The following is a 19,607-nucleotide window of genomic DNA, read 5'->3' on the forward strand; positions in this document are numbered from 1 at the left end:
CATGAACGTGGTGATGAGCGTCGCCGACAAGATCGTGGTGATCAATTTCGGCCAGAAGATCGCCGAGGGCGGGCCGGACGACATCCGCAACGACGCGCAGGTGATCGAGGCCTATCTCGGGCGCGATGACGACGAGGAGGAGGGCGTATCGTGAGCCTGCTCGAAATCGCCGATCTCAAGGTTAATTACGGTCAGATCGAGGCGCTGAAGGGCGTCTCGCTGCGGGTGGAATCGCGCGAGATCGTGGCCATTCTCGGTGCCAATGGCGCCGGCAAGACCACGCTGATGCGCACGATCTCGGGGCTGCTGTCGCCGCGCGGCGGGTCGGTCGTCTTCGATGGCACCGACATCACCCGCATGGGGGCGGACCGGATCGTCCGCCTCGGCATTGCCCAGTCGCCCGAGGGGCGGCGGGTGTTCGGCACGCTGAGCGTGATGGAGAATCTCCGCCTCGGCGCCTTCACCCGCCCGGCGGGCGAGGTCGCCGGCTCGCTCGACTTCGTGCTGGAGATGTTCCCCCGCCTCGCCGAGCGCCGCAGCCAGCTCGCCGGCACGATGTCCGGCGGCGAGCAGCAGATGCTGGCGATCGGCCGGGCGTTGATGGCCAAGCCGCGCCTGCTGCTGCTCGACGAGCCGAGCCTCGGCCTCGCGCCGATCATCGTCCAGGGCATTTTCCGCACCCTGCGCGAGATCGCCGATAGCGGCGTCACCATCCTCATCGTCGAGCAGAACGCCCGCAGCGCGCTTAAACTCGCCGATCGCGGCTATGTTCTGGAGGTTGGCCGCTTCGTCATCGAGGACGATGCGAAGACGCTGCTCACCTCGCCTGAGGTGCAGGCCGCCTATCTGGGCGGCGAGCGTAAGAAAGCCTGACGACACGTCAGGATTTCGCGAGATCCTCGCGGATGCGGGCGAGTTCCTTCTTCCGCTTGCCGCTGACTTTGGGATAGTTCATGTCGAGCTCCTGCATGGTCTCCAGCAGGATGTTCGAGATGATCAGGCGGGCGTTGCGCTTGTCGTCCGCCGGCACCGCGTACCAGGGAGAATCGACCGTGCTGGTCGCGTTCAGGCAGTCCTGATACGCGGCCATGTAGTCGTTCCAGAATTTCCGTTCCTCGACATCGGCGGTGCTGAATTTCCAGTTCTTCGAGGGATCGTCGATCCGGTCGATCAGCCGGCGCAGTTGCTCCTCCTTCGAGATGTGCAGGAAGATCTTGACAATTTTCGTGCCGTTTCCGGAGAGGTGGCGTTCGAGATCGTTGATCGAGCGGTAGCGGTGATCCCAGATCGAGCTGACCTCCTTCGGCGGCTCGGGCACGCCTTCGTTGGCGAGGATTTCGGGGTGTACGCGCGCGATCAGCACCTCCTCGTAATAGGAGCGGTTGAAGATGCCGATCCGCCCGCGTTCGGGCAGGTTGCGCGTCGTGCGCCAGAGGAAGTCGTGCTGGAGTTCCACGGCACTCGGATGCTTGAAGCTGAAGACCTGGCAGCCCTGCGGGTTCACGCCGGACATCACGTGCTTGATCGCGCCATCCTTGCCGGCCGCGTCCATCGCCTGGAAAATGATCAGCACGGCGTGGCGGTTCGAGGCGTAAAGCAATTGCTGCATTTCGCTGAGCCGCTTGACGTGATCGTCCAGCTCGGTGCGATACGCGCCTTTCGAATCGAACAGCGGATCGATGGCGGTCGGCCAGGACGACAGGTCGATTGGCACGCTGGGCTGGATGCGGAACTGCCTTGAATTTATGGCCATGGCAACACTCCGGACTGAAATCTGGTGCCGCTCACACTGAGCCGCTGCCGGAGGCGTGTCAAAGACAGGTCGCGTTGGTCCCGATCAGGAAAAGAACGGAAGGATGATCAGCGCCAGACCTGTGGCCAGCAGAAAACGTGGTGGCAGGCCAAACAGGTAGTGACGTCGTAAAAAAATCTTGCGGCGTGGCGGGAATGTTGTGTTCATGTGATCTCGACGGGATTTACTCACCAGTCGGTAATTAAGACGACATTTTGCTAGTCGTATGTTTGCGGGGATGATATAATTCTGGCATGAAACGGGACGGTCGCAGATTTGATCATCGCACCCTGGAAACCATCCGGCTGATGGCTGTAGAGCGGGTGCGCGAGGGCGAAGCGGCCTCTTTGGTGATTGCCTCATACGGGTTCAGCCGCACAACAATCTATAAATGGCTCAGCGCGGCATCGAAGCCTGGGGTCGGGGTGAAAGCCTTGCGGTCACGGCCGGCAACCGGCCGGCCGCGGCGTCTGACGCCGCGCCAGGAGCAGCAGGTGTTGCGTTGGATCAATGGCCGCGATCCGCGCCAATACGGCCTGGATTTCGGGCTGTGGACCCGGCACGTTGTGGCCGAACTGATCGAGCGCAAGTTTGGTATCAAACTCGGTGTGACGGCTGTGGGCGAACTGCTGTCGAAACTGGGCCTGACGCCGCAAAAGCCGTTGCAGCGTGCCTATCAGCGCGATCCGGAGGCGATCGAGGCATGGCGACGTGAGCGGTTTCCTGAAATCGCCAGGCAGGCCAAGTCCTGTGGCGGCGAGGTCTTTTTCTGGGACGAGTCCGGCTTTCGGGCCGACGCCGTGCATGGCAAGACCTGGGGCGTGAAGGGACAGACGCCGATCGTCGAGCGTCCGGGCCAACGGCAATCGATCAGCGCCGCCTCGGCGGTGACAGCCCGCGGCGGGTTCTGGTATTGCACTTATGAAGGCGGCCTGAATGCTGAGTTGTTCGTAGCGCTGCTACGCCGGATGATGCGGCACCGCACGAGGCCGGTGCACCTGGTCCTCGACGGGCTGCCTGCCCACAAAACAGCGCTGGTGAAAGCCTACGTGGCGTCGACCAATGGAATGCTGACGTTGCATTTTCTGCCAGGCTACGCCCCTGACCTGAACCCAGATGAACTGGTCTGGAGCCACATGAAGCGGACGGGCGTCGCCCGGACTCCGCTACGCCAAGGCGAAAAGCTTCAGGACAAAATCGAAGCCCAACTCGCCGCCATCAAGCGCAAACCACGTCTCGTGCAATCATTCTTCAAAGCACCAACTGTCGCCTATATTACCGACTGCTGAGTAAATATAGAAAAGTTAAAAAGTTCTCAATTAGTGAACGATTGTTGATAGTATTATTAACGATAATTAGAGCGCTTTAAGGATTCACGCAAACGGAAAATACGGTGGTTCATGGTGTTGCCGGCGGACTGATCGGGATGGCGGGGGGTGCTGCAATAGAGCAGTCATGCCGCGGCAACTTTGTGATATGCAACTTCAGCGCGAAAATCTGGTTGCGCGCCTGGCGCGCCGATCCGTGCAAGGTTTCGTGCCTCGTTGCTCTATGGTATTGATAAAAAGCATCTTTATCCGACCAGATGACTCCATCTGATCGGATGATGCTATGGTTTCACGCTCCGGCGCCGGCTCTGCACGGCGACTGTGCCCGGATTAAGGATGGGGGATAGATGATCGCGGGACCTGAGCCATTTCGCCTGAACGTTCCCGAGACCGCGCTCGGCGCGTTGCGCCAGCGGCTCCAGCTCACCCGGTTGCCCGACGAAGTGCCCGGAGCGCCCTGGGCATACGGCGCCGATGTCGGCTATCTGCGCGAACTCGCGACCTATTGGGAAACCCGGTTCGACTGGCGCGCACAGGAAGCCGCGCTCAACGGCTTCGCGCAGTTCCGCGTCGAGATTGCCGGCGCACCGCTGCATTTTCTGCATGTGGAAGGCCGCGGCCCTTCGCCAATGCCGCTCCTGCTGATGCATGGCTGGCCCGGATCTGTCTTCGAGTTTCTCGACATCATTCCCCGCCTTACCGATCCCGCCCGGTTCGGCGGCGACCCCGCCGATGCCTGCACGGTGGTGGCGCCGTCGCTGCCTGGCTTCACCCTCTCGTTCCGGCCGGGCCAGCAGCGCCACGGCGTTCCCGGAATGGCCGACATCCTCGCGCATCTGATGACTGATGTGCTCGGCTACGAGCGGTTCGGCGCGCAGGGCGGCGATTGGGGTTCGGGAGTCGCCAGCCGGCTTGCCGTCGTGTATCCGGAACGCCTGCTGGGAATACACCTGAACTATCTCATGGCCACCCGCAACGCGATTTCCGCATCGCCCGACAATACCGACGAGGAAAACCGCTATCTCGACAGCCTCGACGACTGGACGCGGGAGGAGACCGCCTACACCAGCATTCAGGGCACCAAGCCGCAAACTCTGGCTTTCGCGCTGGTCGATTCGCCGGCCGGACTTGCCGCGTGGATGGTGGAAAAATTCCGCACCTGGTCGGACTGCGGCGGCGTCATCGAGCGCGCGATCGATCGCGACCGCATGCTCGCGAACATCTCGCTCTACTGGTTCACCGGCGCCATCGGGTCATCCTTCTGGCCTTATTATGCCCGCGCCCATGGCAGCGTCATCCAGCCGCCCGGCACCACGATCGACGTGCCGATGGGCTACGCCGAATTTCCGCATGAAATCCTGCGCCCGCCGCGTTCGGTGGCCGCTCGCGTCTTCACCGATATCAGGCGCTGGACCGTGATGAAGCGGGGAGGGCACTTCGCCGCGATGGAGCAGCCGGACCTGTTGGCGGAGGATATTCTCGCGTTCTTCAATCCCCTGCGCGCGAGCGGGCCGTCCTGAACGCCGCCGGCTGCGGGCTCAGCCGCCCGGCATCGGTTCCAGCCGATCGCGCAGCCGCGCCAGCGTGGCGGGCAGGTCGATCCGCATGGAGCTGAGAATTTCCAGCCTTTCGTCGGTCTTGGGGTCAAGCGGCGCGATCCGCGCCGCGTGCCGGGCAAGCCGCCGGTCCCGCCGGCGCAGCAGCGCCGCGATCTGCGGGCGATAAAGCCTGAACAGCGCGCCGAGCGCCTTGTTGATGCCGGCATCCCCCGGAGCATCCCGCCAGGCCATGCGGTGCAATTGCGTGATCAGGCGCTCCGCCTTCACATAATCGTCATTCGTGACCCAGAGATTGGTGGTGAACATCCTGCAGGGGCGGCCATGATCATCGAGGCCGATGGCAAGCACATGCGTCATCCCCGCCTTGCTCTTCCGGCGCAGGAAGCAGTGGATATGCCCGCTTTCGATCCGCCCGCGATGGGCATGGAAGTAATACTGCGCCCCGGTCACCGGATCGCGAACGTCATCGGGAGGATAATGCTCGAATTCGACGAACGGCGCGGTCCCCAGCAGGGCGGTCACCAGGTTTCGGCCCGAAGATTCGATCTCGCCCAACGCGGCGACGAGATCCACGGCCGCCGCGGCCTTGTCCTTGAATGTCACGGGGTCCTCAGCTCGCCGCTGTCGCCGGTTGCATATCTCCTCCCGTGCCGTCTGCCGGCGGCCGGAGCATCGTACCGGCCGCCATGCATCCGCTCTCAGGGGAAGGTGGTTGTCACTTGCTGCCGCAACACCCTTTTTTCATGGCGTGCGCCGGCTTCTGCTGCCCGCCCTTCTGGCTGGTCTTCTTGCCCCCGCAATTCGACATCTTCCCCGAGCAGGCCGCGAAAGCCGGGGTCGGAACGGTGGCGGCGACGAGCCCGCCAAGGCTGATTGCGGTGCCGAGCGTGAGCATGGAGGCTTTGAGTTTCATTCTGACTGCTTCCGTAATGGGGCCGCGCATGCGCCAATCGCATTCGCTTCTCCCAAATATGTTCGAATTCCCCAAAGGTTACACCCGGCGGCGGCAAAACCTTTCCTCGCTCGCCTGATCGTGTCCGGAGCCACGGGCAGAATTGCGATCGTGCGATGCCCGGCCCGAATTCGATATCCGGCTCCATTCACATCAGGGACGCCCGGTCAGGCGCTGGCGCGACGACGCAGTGTCGCGGTCGCGCGTCTTCAGGGGCGCGAACGCGCCGAACCCCGTCTTAAGGTCCAGATCGAGATAGATTCCCTCCATCCCGCCGCCGCGCTGATAGGCCTCATGCCATATCCCGGTCCCGCCGGTATCGGCGCTGAACGCGCGCCACCAAAGCCTGTGCGGCTCGCTGCGGGTGAAGCGTTCGAGCGACTCCAGATCGCGCCAGTATTGCCGTATGCCGACATGGTTGATGCGCCACAGGAATGTCTCGTGGTGCAGCAGCCCGTCCGGGCCCAGTCGCGCCATCGCCCCGATCGGCCGGCCGACGCCGAACAGCGTGCGCAGGCCGGCGAGTTTCCTGACTTTCATTCCCAGCAAGACAACGACCAGATCGGGATACGCCGACAGGTCCGCGATTTCAGCCTGGGTCATCATAATCCCGCTCCTGATAGGGTGATTGGCCGGTCGGGGTCATCTGCCCCGATTGGCGAGTCTTGTCGTCGCGCCCGGAGCGCAATTTCATGTTTACAATGTCAACATCTCATGCAAATGTTAACGATGTCAACTTCAAAATATCACCATGGCGACCTGCGTCAGAGCCTGATCGAGGCGGGCGCGATCCTGCTCCGCGACGAGGGGGTGGCCGGCCTTACCCTGCGTGCTGCGTCGCGCGCCGCGGGCGTTTCCCCTACCGCGTCCTATCGTCATTTCGCGGACAAGAGCGCCCTGCTGGCCGCGATTGCCGATCACGGCTTTGGCCTGCTCGAAGCGGATCTCCGCGCCGCCGATACCGATCCCGATCACCGGGTTGCGCTCTGCCGGCAGGGAGTCGCCTATGTCGAATTCGCCGTGGCCCATCCGGATCTGTTCCGGCTGATGTTCAGCGGCGTCCATGCAAAGCGGAATATGAGCGCCGGGCCCCCGGCCCGGCACGGCGCGTTTGCGGTGCTGGCCGATCGCGTCGCGCAGCGCGTCGGGCCTGCGAATGCCGCCGCCGTCACGCTCGCCGCCTGGTCGATCGTTCATGGCCTTGCCGCGCTGATCGTCGAGCAACGTATCGCAGCACCCGACCCGGCCGCCCTTGCGGCGCGGATCATCTCGCTGCTGAATCTGGATGCGTAGAGGCGAGAGCGGCCGGCACCCGAAAGGCGCTAATCAATTCTAAACATGTGCATGGGATATAACTTTGAACGTCCCGGTATTGCGGCGGACGGAAGGAGACCACGAACCATGCCGCAGGTGATCTCTATGAGTAACGGCCTGTGTCCGCCGGGGTGCGCAAGCCGATGATGACGAATGGAAGATCGCATGCGCTCGCTGTCCATATCCCTCAAATTCAACCTCGTTCTTGCCCTGTTTGCCGTCTTCGCCCTCGCGGCCGGCATCTATTCCAGCCTTGCCATCGCCCGGATCGATCGCAACGCCGAAGCGATCACCAAAACCGTGGCCCGCGCCGAGGTGCTCGAAATTCTCGCCAACCGCGCCATCCAGACCTTCGTGGTCGATCTTGAGTGGCAGGCGCTGGCCACGACGCCGAATACCTACGACAAGGCAGGCGAGGGGGCCCGGCAGTCGGTGGCGTTCTTCAACACGATGCTTGACGGCGCCATCAAGGCCCTGCCGTCCGAGCGCGGAACGCTGGAAGCCTTCAAGCGGCGCGGCAATGCCCTGGCGCAGCAGAGCTGTGTCGCGGCGACGCCGCCGGTGAATGGCAGTACGGATGTATTGACCGATCTCCCGACCCGCGAGCGCCTGCTGACCAACTGCATCGCGTCGCTGCCGTCCCTCACGGCGGACATGATCGCCGAGCGCACCAGGATGGACAGGCTGACCAGCGCCCGCCTTGCGCAGATGTCGCAGGAAACCCGACATACGATCATCGTTACCTTCATCAGCCTGATTGTCGGCTTCATCATGGTAATGTCGATCGCCCAGATCATCATTCGCCGCGGCGTTACCGGGCCGCTGCGCGCCCTCGGCGGCACCATGATGCGGCTGATGCGCGGCGATCTCGATGTCGAGGTCGAGGTCGGCCGTCGCGACGAAATCGGCGACATGGCGCGCTCCGTCGCGGTCTTTCAGGAAAATGCCCGGAAGACCCTGAGCCTGGAACAGGAAGCGGCCGCCATGCGCGAGCGAGAAGAGGCGGAGCGTGCCCGAAGCGAGGCGGAAAAGGCCGAAGCCGCCGCGCAGCAGCTGTTCGTGGTCAAGGAACTCGCCCAGGGACTCGCCGGCCTGTCGAACGGCGATCTGACCACGCAGCTCACCAAGCCCTTCGCCGGCGTGCATGAGCAACTGCGGCAGGATTTCAACATGGCGGTCAATCGCCTGCGCGAGACGACCCGCGCGATCGCCGAGGCCGCGCAGAAAATCTCCATGGTCTCGACGGAGATTACCGAGGCCACTGACAATCTTTCCGGCCGCACCGAGCAGCAGGCCGCCAGCCTTGAGCAGAGCGCCGCCGCGATCAACGAACTCACTGCAACGCTCAACCGCACCGCCACCAGCAGCGCCGAGGCGCATCAGGTGACCCTCACCGCGCGGGAACGCGCCGAAACCTCGGGCACAGTGATGCGCGAGGCCGTCGCCGCAATGAGCGCGATCGAGGCGTCGACAAGGCAGATTTCCGATATTCTCGGCGTTATCGACGAGATCGCATTCCAGACCAACCTCCTGGCGCTGAATGCCGGGGTTGAGGCGGCGCGCGCGGGAGATGCCGGCAGGGGCTTCGCCGTGGTCGCGACCGAGGTCCGTGCCCTGGCCCAGCGCTCGGCTGATGCCGCGAAGGAAATCAAGGCGCTGATCGGCAAGTCGGATCATGAAGTGACGACCGGCGTGAAACTCGTCAGCAACACCGAGCAGGCGATGCTCGGGATTTTGGCCGAGGTTGGCACGATGAGCGGGCTGATCGCCGAAATCGCGGAAGCGGCGAAGGAACAGGCGGCCGGACTCGACCAAGTCAATACGGCGGTTGGCCACATGGACCAGATGACGCAGCAGAATGCGGCGATGGCGGAGCAGACAACCGCGGCGACGCGCGGACTGATGGGAGAAGCCCAGCATCTCGCCGAGCGGGTTGCGCAGTTCAAGCTCGGCGGGCCGGTTTCGGCGCCGGCATCGCCGCGCCCCCCGTCTTCCCGGCCAGTGACCACAACAAGGAAACGTCCCGCCGTGCCGGCCGGTGTTGTCGCCGCTTCCGAAAATACCGAGGAAGCCTGGGCTGAATTCTGACGGCTTCAGCAGGCTCGCGCAAACCCTCTGTTGGCCATGGTTTTGTCGCGGGTGATCGCGTGACGCTGAAACAGGAACGCTGACCGTCGATGAAAATGAAATCCCCTTTCCAACCAGTGAGTGTGGAAAGGGGACTGGGTGGATTTGCCGGTGTCGTCAGGCCGAATGGTCTGTCATTCGGCCGCTGACTGCGGCCGGCGTCTGACCGGTTTCAGGAATGCAAGGTCTTGAGATACGCGATGATGTCCAGCGCCTGTACTTTGGTCAGGCGGCCCTTCCACGCGGGCATGGGCTGATCGAGCCGATCGCCGTCCTCATCCCGCGCGTCGAGGATGGCGCGAACCAGCAGCTTCGTGCTGTGATGATAGGTGGTTTCAAGGCCAGGCGCCCGCAGATTTGCGGAAACGGCCTTGCCGAAATGTACGCCCCCGGCGCCGTTGGCACGATGGCAGCCGCTGCAATGAGCCATGTAAAGAGCCTTGCCGGTAGCGACCGTATTGGCATGCGCGAAACCGGTGCCAGCCAGCACGGTGGCAAAGATCGCGCCAGCGATAAAGCGTTTCATAGTTTCAGGCTCCTGTGATCGAAGGATGATGCCGGATTGGACGCGGCGGACAGCGCACGGCCGATCATCTGACACGAAGTTTTCATACCGCGACATCAGACGATCCTGTATCCGGAACGAAATGACCGGTGTCAATCAGGGTGCAGACCGTTGGCGAAACACCAATCCGAAAAAGCAGGCAGATTTTTTCTTTCTCGCAGATAAATTGCGGATGTTGCGGTTTGTTTCAATGTGATGAAATCATCATGATAATTTTTGCTCCAGAGTTTTGGCCCTGAGGTCCGGAAGACAAGTCGCGTCCAATGGTTTTGTAACAAAAATATAACGAAAAATTCTCCAATATAAAATCAAATTTTCGATCTTTTGTAGAGAATCAATTTCATATATCGCAGAACTCCCTGATTTTCCGGAATAAAATGAACAGAATTCCCGGTTGGTCCGCTCCATATTGTTACCTGACCCAGATGAATGACTTCAAACCTTAACGTGACGGAACGTAACTGACCTTCTAAGTGCGGGCGTGTCGTTCACCGCTTGGTTGGAAACCGCGACATGATCAGTGTCGTGGTCCGCGTTTATCTCTGGGAGAGAGCCGGATAATGAAATTATACCACATCGTTTCCGTTAGTTCGACATTGCGCGCCGGCTTGTTGGCGGGCGCCAGTGTTATCGCGCTCATGCCGCACGCTCACGCCCAGACCGTCAGTGCCGGGCAGGTTTCGGCAACGACGACAACGAAATATTATACACATCTGGGCAAATCGAGCGTCAAGCTCACCAAGAAGAAGATCTTCAAATCCGCGCAGTCGCAGGCTGTTGTCAGCCGGCAGGACATCCAGGCGCTCGGCCCTTCGACCAGTGCGGCCGGTGCGCTTTCGGCGGCGCCCGGCGTGCAGATCCGTGGCTATGGCGGCAATTCCGACACCGCGCGCTATCAGATCCAGCTGCGCGGCTCGAAGGTCGGCTGGTCGTCGACGAATGGCGATGCCGAGCGCAACGGTCTCACGGTGCTGTTCGACGGCATTCCGATGAACAACACGATTTCGCATAACGGCCAGTGGGATTCGAACGAGATCCCCATCACCCAGCTCTTCAGCGGCATCAACGTCATTTACGGCCCGGGCAATCCGGATACGCGCTGGTTCGACTCGGTCGGCGGCACCATCAACTATGTTCCCGTCCAGCCGACGAAGCACGCGCATTATCAGGTCGGCGTCGCCTATGGCAGCCAGCAGACGGAAAACCTCCATTTCATCTTCGACACCGGCGAATATGACGGCTGGAGCGGTGTCATCGGCGGCGGCTATGCCGGTGCGAAGAGCTACTGGGGCGGAACCTCGGTCGGGCATTATAGCTGGCCGGCCCAGTCGCACGCGATCTATGCCAAGCTGGTCAAGGATTTTTCCAACGGCTCGCTCAGCTTCGCCGTCTATAACGACAACAACGTCGAATACGCGCCGCGCCCGAATTTCATTCCGCTGACGCCGATCCCCGGCGTCACGGTGACCGGCTATTCCGGCTCGCCGCTCTTCAGCCAGCAGACAACAGGGTTCTACGGCACCGGCACGCCGGATATCTGGTTCAAGCAGTTGCAGGTGCGCGACACCATCCTCTACAGCAAGATGTCGATCGCACTGTCGAAGGACATGACCTTCCACAACAATCTCTGGTATCGCTGGGGTCATCGCGTCCACTATCGTGTTACCAATTACGGCACGAATTCGCCGCTTTCAGGTACAGCTTATGTGCCAAATGCTAACACTGAATATTATTTCCCAACCACAAATCAGTATGGCGACAATCTCTATTTTGATTATCACCTGCCCTATAACGACATCAAGTTCGGCGGCTATGTGATCTACGAGCGGTATTTCTCGCCCTACGACGGATATAATTATCTTGGCAATGGATCGACGCAGCAGAACCCGGCGCAGATCCAGCGCTTCACGCTTTACACCACCTACGCCAATGCCTTCCTGCAAGACACGATCCACCCGTTCAAGGGGTTCTCGATCACGCCGGGCATCGCCGAGGTGTCCTACCACACCGATTTCCACAACGATCTTCCTCTCGGCGGCACGAATGCCATAGGCGCCGGGGATGCCTCGAGAACCTTCGTCCGCGCCGAGCCCTCGATCGGGCTACGCTACGAGCCGGTCCCCTGGGCCGCGTTATACGGCAGCATGGCGATCTCGTACCAGAACCCGACCGACAACGTGTTCGGTGCCAATCAGCAAAACCCGGTCAACCTGTCGATCGTGAAGCCGATCCAGGCGCGCGACTACGAAATCGGCCTCAAGCTGTTCAGCAATCACGTGCCCTATTTGCATCACGCGACGCTGAATCTGAACTACTTCAACGATACGCTGACCGACGAGGCGATCTCGATCTATCACGCGAACATCGTCAGCTCCTCACTGGCGGCGGCGAATGCGCGCCTGCAGGGCGTGCAGCTCGATGCCTCGGTCGAGCCGAACTTCCACTGGCGCGGCTTCGTCAATGCGAGCTTCGACAACAATAAATATCTGCAATACGAAACCGGCGGCATCGTCTATCACAACGAGCCGATCGCCTATAATCCGAGCATGCTGCTGAATTTCGGCCTGAACTACCGCACCTTCGTGGGCTCGACTCTGGTGACCCTCGGCTTCCTCGATCAATACACAGGCTCGCAGCACTACTTCAACAACAACACCAACAACGTTTCGTCGCGCAAGCTGTCGGGGTTCAATGTTGCCAACCTCTCCATCACGGCGAACATCCCGGTTCCGAAAAGTCTCTCCCGGGGCATCAAGGTGCTGGAGCTATCCTTCAACATCAACAATCTCTTCGACACCAAATACAACGTCAACGGATACATTACACAAGGCGGCTATTTCGGCACGAATACGCTCGGCACGAACACCGCCAACGCGATCCTGGTCCAGCCGGGCGCGCCGCGGCAGTTCATCGCTGGTCTGACCGCGAAGTTCTGAGAGTACTGTCCGGTCCGGCCAGATCGCCCAATCTGGCCGGACGCCTTTGCTCGGTGTGTCCGTGCGGACAGACCGCCGGCGTGCTGCGCGTGGGACCATTTGCGGCGTGAACGGATCATGCTCGGGTTCCCGACGCGCACTTCAGCAACGGCGCGCATGGTCATCGAAACGCGATCCGAATTGGCTTCGGATCGCGTCATTGGTCAGGTCGCGCTGCGATCCTTCAGCAGGTCGCGAATTTCGCTGAGGAGGTGTTCGGTCGGTGTCGGCGCGGGCGGAGCGGCGGGGGCCGCTTCCGGTGCCTTGTGCAGCTTGGTGATCAGACGGACCATCCAGAAGATCGCGAAGCCGACGATGAGGAAATTGAACAGTGTGTTGATGAAGGCGCCGTAGTTCAGCGTGACCGCGCCGGCCTTCTTCGCCGCGGCGAGGGTGGGTTCGACCGCGCCCTTGAGCGTGACGAAATGGTTCGAGAAATCGACCCCGCCGGTCAGCAGGCCGATGACCGGGTTGATGATGTCGGCGACGAAACTCTTGACGATATTCGAGAAGGCGGCGCCGATGACCACGGCGACGGCCAGGTCGACCACGTTGCCGCGCATCAGGAAGGCCTTGAAGTCATCCACCCAGGCGGGCCGTTTTGGCTTGAAAGACTCAGACATTGACTGCTCCCGTTATGAAACTGCCCGCGTTCGGGCAGTCGCCTGTCATCGCCGTTGGCCGGTCACGATGGCGTGCGGAAGGCTAGCCGGGTTTGCGCGCCGGGGCCAGTCCGATTTCAAGCCGGCGCACCGCCCAGCGCCCGGCTTCGGCGACGACGGGATCGTTATCGGCGGCGAGGCGGGCGGCGGCGGAGGTGAGTGCCGGTTCGGCTGCATTGCCGATGGCGATGGCGACATTGCGCGCGAGGCGGGCGCGGCCGATGCGTTTGATCGGGCTGCCGGCGAAGAGTGTGCGGAAGCTTGCATCGTCGAGGGCTGCGAGATCGGCGAGGCGAGGGGCGCGGAGATCGTCGCGCGCGGCGAGTTTCTGTTCGCGCCCGGCGGCGGCGAACTTGTTCCAGGGGCAGGCGGCAAGACAGTCGTCGCAGCCATAGATGCGGTTGCCGATGGCGGGGCGAAACGCTTCCGGGATCGGGCCCTTGTGCTCGATGGTGAGGTAGGAAATGCAGCGCCGGGCATCGAGCCGGTAGGGGGCGGGGAAGGCATCGGTCGGGCAGGCGGCCTGGCAGGCGGTGCAGGTGCCGCAGCGGTCGGCGTGCGGCGGATCGGGCGGCAGGGCCAGCGTCGTCATGATCTCGCCGAGCAGGAGCCAGGAGCCGTGGCGGCGGGAGACGAGGTTGGTGTGCTTGCCCTGCCAGCCGAGCCCGGCGGCGGCGGCCAGAGGTTTTTCCATCACCGGGGCGGTGTCGACGAAGACCTTCACGCCCGCGCCGCGCGCGGCGATGAACTGGGCGAGGTGCTTCAGCCGGCCCTTGATGATGTCGTGATAGTCGCGGTTGCGGGCATAGACCGAGATGTTGCCGCGATCGGGGCGGGACAGGGTTGCGAGCGGGTCGCCATCGGGGGCGTAGGACAGGCCGAGGGAGATGACGCTGACCGCCTCCGGCCAGAGTGATGCGGGGTCGCCGCGCTGGGCGGCGCGATCTTCCATCCAGCCCATCGTGCCGTGATGGCCGGCGGCGAGATGGGCGCGGAGATTGTCGCGGACGCTCTCGGGCAGGCGGGCGCGGGCGATGCCGATCGCATCGAAGCCGAGAGCGGCGGCGCGGGCGGCGATGGCGGCGCGGAGATCGGCCTCAGCCACGGCCGCGATAGGGCGGCACGCCCTGGTCGGGCAGGAAGGTGCCCTCGGGCGGGGCGCCGGTCTGCCAGAACACGTCGATCGGGATACCGCCGCGCGGATACCAGTAGGCGCCGATCCGCAGCCAGCGCGGGGTGAGCAGGTCGACCAGGCGTTCGGCGATCATCAGCGTGCAGGCCTCGTGAAAGGCGCCGTGGTTGCGGAAGCTGCCGAGATAGAGCTTGAGCGACTTGCTCTCCACGATCCATGACTCGGGGATGTAGTCGATCACGATATGGGCGAAATCGGGCTGGCCGGTGATCGGGCAGAGGGAGGTGAATTCGGGGCAGGTGAAGCGCACCACGTAGTTCTTCCCCTGGGACGGGGCGGCGACGCGTTCGAGCACGGCGGCCTCGGGCGAGTCCGGCATGCGGCTCTCGCGGCCGAGCTGTTGCAGCGCGTCATAGCGTGTGTCGGTCATCGCCCTGGCTCCATGCGTCGCGGGTGGCGGCGGCGTAGGCGGCGAAGCGTCCGGCCTCGATCGCCTCGCGGGCGCCGCGCATCACCGTCTGGTAATAGCTCAGATTGTGGGTGGTCAGCAGCATCGGGCCGAGCATTTCGTCGCAGCGGAAAAGATGGTGCAGATAAGCGCGGCTGTGGCGCGCGCAGGCGAGACAGGGACAGGCCGGGTCGAGCGGGCGGTCCTCCGCGGCGAAACGGGCGTTGCGCAGGTTGAGGATGCCGCGCGAGGTGAAGGCGCGGCCGGTGCGGCCGGCGCGGGTGGGCATCACGCAGTCGAACATGTCAACACCGCGGGCGATGCCGCCGAGCAGATCATCCGGCGTGCCGACGCCCATGAGGTAGCGCGGGCGGTCGGTGGGCAGCAGGGGGGTGGTGACATCCAGCGTGTCGAACATCGCCTGCTGGCCCTCGCCGACCGCGAGACCGCCGATCGCGTAGCCCTCGAAGCCGAGGCCGGTGAGGGCGGCGGCGGATTCGGCGCGGAGATCGGCGAAGACGCTGCCCTGGACGATGCCGAACTGGCCATAGCCGGGGCGCGGTTCGAAGGCCGCGCGCGAACGTTCGGCCCAGCGCATCGACAGGCGCATCGAGGCGGCGGCCTCATCGTGCGTGGCGGGGAAGGGCGTGCACTCGTCGAAGGCCATGGTGATGGTGGCGTCGAGCGCGTTCTGGATCGCGGTCGAGGATTCGGGGGTGAGGTGGTGGGCCGAGCCATCGAGATGCGAGCGGAAGGTGACGCCGACCTCGTCGATCTTGCGCAGCTTCGCCAGCGACATGACCTGGAAGCCGCCGGAATCGGTGAGGATGATGCCCGGCCAGTCCATCATCCGGTGCAGCCCGCCAAGAGCGCGGACCCGATCGGCGCCGGGGCGGAGCATCAGGTGATAGGTGTTGCCGAGGACGATCTCGGTGCCGGTGGCGCGGACGGCGTCGGCCGTCATCGCCTTCACCGTGCCGGCGGTGCCGACCGCCATGAAGGCGGGAGTTTCGGCGGTGCCGTGGGCGGTGACGAGGCGGCCGCGGCGGGCGGCGCCATCCTGCCCGAGCTTGTGGAAGGTGAAGCCGGTCATGCGCGCTCCAGCAGCGAGGCATCGCCATAGGAGTAGAACCGGTAGCCCTGTGCGATGGCGTGGGCATAGGCGGCCCGCATGCGATCCAGCCCGGCGAAGGCGGCGACCAGCATCAGCAGGGTGGATTTCGGCAGATGGAAATTGGTCATCAGCCGGTCGACGAGCTTGAAGCGGTAGCCGGGGGTGATGAAGAGCTCGGTCTCGCCGAGCCAGGGGGCGAGGGTGCCGTCTTTGGCGGCGGCGGTCTCCAGCACGCGCAGGCTGGTGGTGCCGACGGCGACGATGCGCCCGCCCCGCGCGCGGGTGGCGTTGACCAGCGCGGCGGTCTCGGGGCCGATCAGGCCGCGCTCGGCGTGGAGCTTGTGGCGTTCGAGCTGGTCCTCGCGCACCGGCAGGAAGGTGCCCGCGCCGACATGCAGCGTGACCGTGGCGAGGCCGACGCCGCGTGCGGCGAGGGCGGCGAGCACGGTTTCGGTGAAATGCAGTCCGGCGGTGGGTGCGGCGACGGCCCCCTCTTCGGCGGCGAACATGGTCTGATAGTCCTGCCGGTCCTGCTCGGAGATGCCGGTGGGGCGGGGGATGTAGGGCGGCAAAGCGAGGCTCGCCGCGCGGTCGAGCATGGCGCGGAAGGTTTCGGCGTCGCAGTCGAAGCGCAGGGTCGCCGAGCCGTCGGGCGCGCGGGCGATCACCTCGGCGGCGATGCCGCCGGCGCCGTCGATCGCGATGGTCTCGCCCGGGCGGGCGCGGCGGGCGTTGCGCAGCAGAACGCGCCAGGTGCCGTCGGCCAGCGGACGATCGAGGGTGATGCCGATCCGCGCGTCGCCGCGTCGTCCGGTGAGTTGGGCGGGGATGACGCGGGTGTCGTTCGCCACCAGCAGGTCGCCGGGGGCGAGAAGGGCGGGCAGGTCGAGGATGGTGCGGTCATCGAGCCCATCCGGCCGGACATGCAGCAGGCGCGCGGCATGGCGCGGCCGCGCCGGCTCGGCCGCGATGCGCTCGGGCGGCAGGTGATAGTCGAAATCGGCGAGGTTCATTCTTCGAGGTAGCTGGAAATTTCGACCAGGTTGCCGTCCGGATCGCGGCAGTAGACCGAGCGCATGGCGCCGAGCGCGCCGATTTTTGGCGCCGGACCCTCGACGATCGCCACCCGCTGGGCCTTGAGGTGGTTCACGACGAAATCGGTGCCGAGGGCGGTGACGAAGCAGATGTCGAGCGCGCTGGGAGCGGGTTTCGCCGCCTGCGGGCCGGCATCGCGCCCGGCCTGGTGCAGGTTCAGCTTCTGCGCGCCGAAGCGCAGGGCGATCCGGCGCTCGGCGCCGAATTCCTCGCGCTCCATGCCGAGAACGCGCTCATACCAATCGGCCGTCGCGTCGATATCCGAGCAGGTCAGCACGACATGGTCGATCCGGTCGACGGTAAACTTCATGGCGTGGTCACGAAAGATCGGCGAAGAAGTCGTTGCCCTTGTCATCGACGACGATGAAGGCGGGGAAGTTCTCGACCTCGATGCGCCAGACCGCTTCCATGCCGAGTTCGGGGTATTCCAGCACCTCGACCTTGCGGATGTTGTCACGGGCGAGCACCGCGGCGGGGCCGCCGATAGAGCCGAGATAGAAGCCGCCATGCGCCTTGCAGGCGTCGCGCACGGCGCGCGAGCGGTTGCCCTTGGCCAGCATCACCAGCGAACCGCCGGCGGCCTGGAACTGCTCGACATAGCTGTCCATCCGCCCGGCGGTGGTGGGACCGAAGCTTCCGGTGGCCATGCCCTCGGGCGTTTTCGCGGGGCCGGCGTAATAGACCGGATGGTTCTTGATGTAGTCGGGCAGGCCTTCGCCGCTGTCGAGCCGTTCCTTCAGCTTGGCGTGGGCGATGTCGCGCGCCACGACGATCGGGCCGGTGAGGGCGACGCGGGTCTTGACCGGGTGTTTCGAGAGCTCGGCGAGAATGTCCGCCATCGGGCGGTTGAGGTCGATCTGCACCACATCACCACCCAGATGGGTGTCGGTGACCTCGGGGAGGTATTTCGCCGGATCGGTTTCGAGCTGTTCGAGGAAGACGCCATCCCTGGTGATCTTCGCGCGGATCTGCCGGTCCGCCGAGCAGGAGACGCCGATGCCGACGGGCAGCGAAGCGCCGTGGCGGGGCAGGCGCACCACGCGGACGTCGTGACAGAAATATTTGCCCCCAAACTGCGCGCCGATGCCGAGCTGGCGGGTCATTTCCAGGATCTGCTGTTCCAGTTCGAGATCACGGAAGGCGTGGCCGGTGGGCGAACCCTGGGTCGGCAGGGAGTCGAGCCAGCGGGTGGAAGCGAGCTTGACCGTCTTCATTGTGGTCTCGGCCGAGGTGCCGCCAATGACGATAGCGAGATGGTAGGGCGGACAGGCGGCGGTTCCGAGTGTCTTTACTTTGGTTTCAATGAATTCGAAAAGTTTTTTCGGATTCAGGATCGCCCGCGTTTCCTGATACAGGAAGCTCTTGTTGGCCGAGCCGCCGCCCTTGGCGACGAACATCAGCTCGAATTCCTCGGCATGGGCCTCGCCGGGGGCGGCCATGATGTCGCACTGGACTGGCAGGTTGGTGCCGGTGTTCCGCTCCTCGTACATCGAGAGCGGCGCCATCTGCGAGTAGCGCAGGTTGGTCTCGGTATAGGTGCGGTAGACGCCGTGGGAGAAGGCTTCCTCCTCGTCGCCCTCGACCCAGACGCGCTGGCCCTTCTTGCCGAAGACGATGGCGGTGCCGGTGTCCTGGCACATCGGCAGGATGCCGCCGGCGGCGATATTGGCGTTCTTGAGGAATTCCATCGCCACGTAACGGTCGTTCTGGGAGGCTTCAGGATCGTCGAGGATCGCGCGGAGCTGGCGCAGATGGCCGGGGCGCAGCAGGTGCGAGACGTCGTGGAACGCCTGGAAGGCGAGGGCGGAGAGGGTTTCCGGGGCGATTTGCAGGATGGTCCTGCCCGCCGCCTCGATGGTGGAGACGCCGCCGAGATCGAGCCTGCGCCAGGGCGTGTCGTCATGGCCCAGGGGGAACATGGTGCTGAAGGCGAAATCGGGCGTCTTCTTGGTGATCGCGTTCATGGCGGCTCTCCGGACTCAGTCTTTGGCGGGCGGGCGGCGGCGGAAGGCATCGAGGCTGACGACCTCGGCGGGGCCCTGGTCCGGCGCCGGCGCGGCGGGCGGGGGTTCGGGCGTTTCAGGCTCGGCAGGGTTCTCGGCCTCGCGGACGGCGAATTGCAGGCCGAAGCGCACCGCCGGGTCGGCGAAAGCGGTAACCGCGTCAAGCGGAATGTCGAGCGTCGCCGGCACGCCACCGAAGGAGAGACGGACCGTGAAGCGACGCGCCTCGGCATCGACCGACAATTCGCGGTACTGGTGCTGCAGGACGATGGTCATCTCGTCCGGATACTGGGCGCGCAGCCGGTCGGGCATGATCACGCCGGGATGGGCGGTGGCGAAGGTGATGTAGAAGTGATGCTCCCCTGGCAGGCCTTCGCGTGAGGCATGGTCGAGGGCGCGCAGTACGACGAGGCGAAGCGCGTCCTCGGTCCATTCGTCATACGGCAGGAGGCTCTCGGGAGCGGCGTGTCGTCGTCTTCGGCCATGTCGTCGAATTCACCTTGCAGTCGTAATGCGTGCGGCGCCGGCAGAGGCGCCGGTG

21 protein-coding genes are annotated in these 19,607 nt (G+C 63.9%); 7 read left to right on the plus strand and 14 right to left on the minus strand.

The features are described from left to right. Positions 1 to 13 precede the first annotated feature (13 nt). Positions 14 to 154, plus strand: coding sequence for a hypothetical protein (locus tag ACIDOCELLA78_RS87245; RefSeq protein WP_249675675.1), 141 nt, complete (start codon positions 14 to 16; stop codon positions 152 to 154). After that, positions 151 to 873 (plus strand): ABC transporter ATP-binding protein, encoded by a 723-nt coding sequence (locus tag ACIDOCELLA78_RS87250; RefSeq protein WP_201728406.1) that lies wholly within the window; start codon positions 151 to 153, stop codon positions 871 to 873. Before ACIDOCELLA78_RS87245 ends, ACIDOCELLA78_RS87250 begins: the two co-directional genes overlap by 4 nt. 7 nt (positions 874 to 880) lie before the next feature. Here ACIDOCELLA78_RS87250 and ACIDOCELLA78_RS87255 read toward each other — a convergent pair whose 3' ends face one another. Together ACIDOCELLA78_RS87255 and ACIDOCELLA78_RS87260 are read right to left on the minus strand one after the other, a co-directional pair. Further along, positions 881 to 1,753 carry an ADP-polyphosphate phosphotransferase gene (locus tag ACIDOCELLA78_RS87255; RefSeq protein ID WP_201728407.1) on the minus strand — a complete coding sequence of 291 codons (873 nt, stop codon included), beginning with the start codon at positions 1,751 to 1,753 and terminating at the stop codon, positions 881 to 883. A gap of 84 nt (positions 1,754 to 1,837) precedes the next feature. After that, positions 1,838 to 1,960 carry a hypothetical protein gene (locus ACIDOCELLA78_RS87260; protein WP_283770828.1) on the minus strand — a complete coding sequence of 41 codons (123 nt, stop codon included), beginning with the start codon at positions 1,958 to 1,960 and terminating at the stop codon, positions 1,838 to 1,840. Positions 1,961 to 2,046: 86 nt separating this feature from the next. On the opposite strand from ACIDOCELLA78_RS87260, the gene ACIDOCELLA78_RS87265 reads away from it, so the two are divergent. Beyond that, on the plus strand, positions 2,047 to 3,081 hold the full coding sequence (locus ACIDOCELLA78_RS87265; RefSeq protein ID WP_201727480.1) for an IS630 family transposase: 1,035 nt from the start codon (positions 2,047 to 2,049) through the stop codon (positions 3,079 to 3,081). A gap of 386 nt (positions 3,082 to 3,467) precedes the next feature. Continuing rightward, positions 3,468 to 4,640 carry an epoxide hydrolase family protein gene (locus ACIDOCELLA78_RS87270; protein ID WP_201728408.1) on the plus strand — a complete coding sequence of 391 codons (1,173 nt, stop codon included), beginning with the start codon at positions 3,468 to 3,470 and terminating at the stop codon, positions 4,638 to 4,640. An 18-nt stretch (positions 4,641 to 4,658) separates the two neighbouring features. Here the strand turns inward: ACIDOCELLA78_RS87270 and ACIDOCELLA78_RS87275 are convergent, their stop codons facing one another. The 3 genes from ACIDOCELLA78_RS87275 to ACIDOCELLA78_RS87285 all read right to left on the minus strand — a co-directional run bounded on the left by ACIDOCELLA78_RS87275 (position 4,659) and on the right by ACIDOCELLA78_RS87285 (position 6,234). Then, a complete protein-coding gene (locus tag ACIDOCELLA78_RS87275) occupies positions 4,659 to 5,282 on the minus strand; it encodes a DUF6969 family protein (protein ID WP_201728409.1) in 624 nt (207 codons plus the stop codon). A 112-nt stretch (positions 5,283 to 5,394) separates the two neighbouring features. Next, positions 5,395 to 5,592 carry a hypothetical protein gene (locus ACIDOCELLA78_RS87280; protein WP_201728410.1) on the minus strand — a complete coding sequence of 66 codons (198 nt, stop codon included), beginning with the start codon at positions 5,590 to 5,592 and terminating at the stop codon, positions 5,395 to 5,397. Positions 5,593 to 5,784: 192 nt separating this feature from the next. Continuing rightward, the gene (locus ACIDOCELLA78_RS87285) at positions 5,785 to 6,234 is read right to left on the minus strand and encodes a DUF4188 domain-containing protein (RefSeq protein ID WP_249675651.1); all 450 of its coding nucleotides are present in this window, start codon (positions 6,232 to 6,234) and stop codon (positions 5,785 to 5,787) included. A gap of 126 nt (positions 6,235 to 6,360) precedes the next feature. On the opposite strand from ACIDOCELLA78_RS87285, the gene ACIDOCELLA78_RS87290 reads away from it, so the two are divergent. Continuing rightward, positions 6,361 to 6,924: a TetR/AcrR family transcriptional regulator gene (locus ACIDOCELLA78_RS87290; protein ID WP_201728412.1), complete on the plus strand. Its 564-nt coding sequence runs from the start codon at positions 6,361 to 6,363 to the stop codon at positions 6,922 to 6,924. A gap of 186 nt (positions 6,925 to 7,110) precedes the next feature. Continuing rightward, positions 7,111 to 9,033 carry a methyl-accepting chemotaxis protein gene (locus ACIDOCELLA78_RS87295; protein WP_201728413.1) on the plus strand — a complete coding sequence of 641 codons (1,923 nt, stop codon included), beginning with the start codon at positions 7,111 to 7,113 and terminating at the stop codon, positions 9,031 to 9,033. A gap of 211 nt (positions 9,034 to 9,244) precedes the next feature. On the opposite strand, the gene ACIDOCELLA78_RS87300 is transcribed toward ACIDOCELLA78_RS87295, so the two are convergent. After that, positions 9,245 to 9,598 (minus strand): cytochrome c, encoded by a 354-nt coding sequence (locus ACIDOCELLA78_RS87300; RefSeq protein ID WP_201728414.1) that lies wholly within the window; start codon positions 9,596 to 9,598, stop codon positions 9,245 to 9,247. Between the two features lie 677 nt (positions 9,599 to 10,275). Here ACIDOCELLA78_RS87300 and ACIDOCELLA78_RS87305 point away from each other — a divergent pair. Then, positions 10,276 to 12,573: a TonB-dependent receptor gene (locus tag ACIDOCELLA78_RS87305; RefSeq protein WP_249675654.1), complete on the plus strand. Its 2,298-nt coding sequence runs from the start codon at positions 10,276 to 10,278 to the stop codon at positions 12,571 to 12,573. A 203-nt stretch (positions 12,574 to 12,776) separates the two neighbouring features. On the opposite strand, the gene mscL is transcribed toward ACIDOCELLA78_RS87305, so the two are convergent. The 8 genes from mscL to ACIDOCELLA78_RS87345 form a co-directional block, all read right to left on the minus strand. Next, a complete protein-coding gene (gene mscL, locus ACIDOCELLA78_RS87310) occupies positions 12,777 to 13,235 on the minus strand; it encodes a large-conductance mechanosensitive channel protein MscL (RefSeq protein ID WP_201728416.1) in 459 nt (152 codons plus the stop codon). Positions 13,236 to 13,317: 82 nt separating this feature from the next. Beyond that, positions 13,318 to 14,379, minus strand: coding sequence for a tRNA epoxyqueuosine(34) reductase QueG (gene queG / locus ACIDOCELLA78_RS87315; RefSeq protein ID WP_201728417.1), 1,062 nt, complete (start codon positions 14,377 to 14,379; stop codon positions 13,318 to 13,320). Beyond that, positions 14,372 to 14,836, minus strand: a complete 465-nt coding sequence (queF, locus tag ACIDOCELLA78_RS87320; RefSeq protein ID WP_201728418.1) for a preQ(1) synthase — start codon at positions 14,834 to 14,836, stop codon at positions 14,372 to 14,374. The genes queG and queF overlap by 8 nt, the downstream gene beginning before the upstream one ends. Next, complete coding sequence (gene tgt, locus ACIDOCELLA78_RS87325) at positions 14,817 to 15,947, minus strand: tRNA guanosine(34) transglycosylase Tgt (protein WP_201728419.1); 1,131 nt, start codon at positions 15,945 to 15,947, stop codon at positions 14,817 to 14,819. Before tgt ends, queF begins: the two co-directional genes overlap by 20 nt. Beyond that, a complete protein-coding gene (queA, locus tag ACIDOCELLA78_RS87330) occupies positions 15,944 to 16,981 on the minus strand; it encodes a tRNA preQ1(34) S-adenosylmethionine ribosyltransferase-isomerase QueA (RefSeq protein ID WP_201728420.1) in 1,038 nt (345 codons plus the stop codon). Before queA ends, tgt begins: the two co-directional genes overlap by 4 nt. Next, complete coding sequence (locus ACIDOCELLA78_RS87335) at positions 16,978 to 17,373, minus strand: VOC family protein (protein WP_201728421.1); 396 nt, start codon at positions 17,371 to 17,373, stop codon at positions 16,978 to 16,980. Before ACIDOCELLA78_RS87335 ends, queA begins: the two co-directional genes overlap by 4 nt. Before the next feature lie 7 nt (positions 17,374 to 17,380). Continuing rightward, complete coding sequence (locus ACIDOCELLA78_RS87340; RefSeq protein WP_201728422.1) at positions 17,381 to 19,027, minus strand: fumarate hydratase; 1,647 nt, start codon at positions 19,025 to 19,027, stop codon at positions 17,381 to 17,383. A 15-nt stretch (positions 19,028 to 19,042) separates the two neighbouring features. Next, positions 19,043 to 19,561: a ClpXP protease specificity-enhancing factor SspB gene (locus ACIDOCELLA78_RS87345; protein ID WP_201728466.1), complete on the minus strand. Its 519-nt coding sequence runs from the start codon at positions 19,559 to 19,561 to the stop codon at positions 19,043 to 19,045. Positions 19,562 to 19,607: the final 46 nt, after the last annotated feature.

The organism is Acidocella sp. C78, assembly GCF_907164655.1.